Origin of the sequence: Pseudomonas sp. NPDC096950 (genome assembly GCF_044762525.1) — a bacterium.
In the GTDB taxonomy this organism is placed as follows: domain Bacteria; phylum Pseudomonadota; class Gammaproteobacteria; order Pseudomonadales; family Pseudomonadaceae; genus Aquipseudomonas.
Window position 1 is genome coordinate 1,327 of the sequence record NZ_JBIWEL010000061.1, and the last position, 907, is coordinate 2,233.

General features: G+C 56.2%; 1 protein-coding gene and 1 pseudogene. Both read right to left on the bottom strand.

From position 1 onward, the window contains the following. The coding region (locus tag ACIQY3_RS34340; protein ID WP_403029122.1) for a hypothetical protein at positions 1-132 on the bottom strand (132 nt) is incomplete at its 3' end. 73 nt (positions 133-205) lie between these two features. Next, positions 206-880, bottom strand: a pseudogene (locus ACIQY3_RS34345) (NuoB/complex I 20 kDa subunit family protein). Positions 881-907: the final 27 nt, after the last annotated feature.

Genomic DNA, 907 nt, shown 5'->3' on the forward strand with positions numbered 1-907 from the left:
TAGCACCGGCATGCGGGTGCGGGTAGGCTGGGCGGTGACCGCCTCGGGGCCAAAACGGTTGTTCAGTTCGACGACCACATCCTGGTCGTCTGCCTTATAAGGCGGGATGTACAGAGCACTGCCTGTAGTCATGGTTATTTATCGCTTTCGGTCAACGTAAAGAATGAAGCCAGTGTCTCGTTCTATAGAAAGAAGCAGAGCTGGATCAGACTTCGTCGGGGCTGCGCAGGTTGGTGACTGCGATTCGCTGTTCGCGGCGCTGTTCCTTTTGCGAAGGCATCTCGGCGCGATACACGCCTTGATCACCGACGACCCAGGAAAGCGGACGACGCTCCTGTCCAATCGACTCTTGCAAAAGCATCAAGCCTTGCAGGAAAGCTTCAGGACGGGGCGGGCAGCCAGGCACGTAGACGTCCACGGGCAGGAACTTGTCCACCCCTTGAACGACGGAGTAGATGTCGTACATGCCACCGGAGTTGGCTCACGAACCCATGGAGATAACCCATTTAGGCTCGAGCATTTGCTCGTAGAGACGCTGAATGATCGGCGCCATCTTGATGAAGCAGGTACCGGCGATAACCATGAAATCCGCCTGGCGCGGCGATGCCCGGATAACCTCGGCGCCAAAGCGCGCGATGTCGTGAGGCGCCGTGAAGGCGGTGGTCATTTCCACGTAGCAGCACGAAAGACCGAAGTTATACGGCCACAGGGAGTTCTTGCGCCCCCAGTTGATCGTGCCGTTAAGCACGTCTTCGAGCTTGCCCATGAAGATGTTTTTGTGGACTTGATCTTCTAACGGATCGGAAACGGTTTCCCGCTCGCCAATCGGATACTGCTCGTTAGGAGCATCGGGGTCGATCCTGGTGAGATTGTATTGCATTGCCAAAGCGTCATTGTTTCAGCTTCG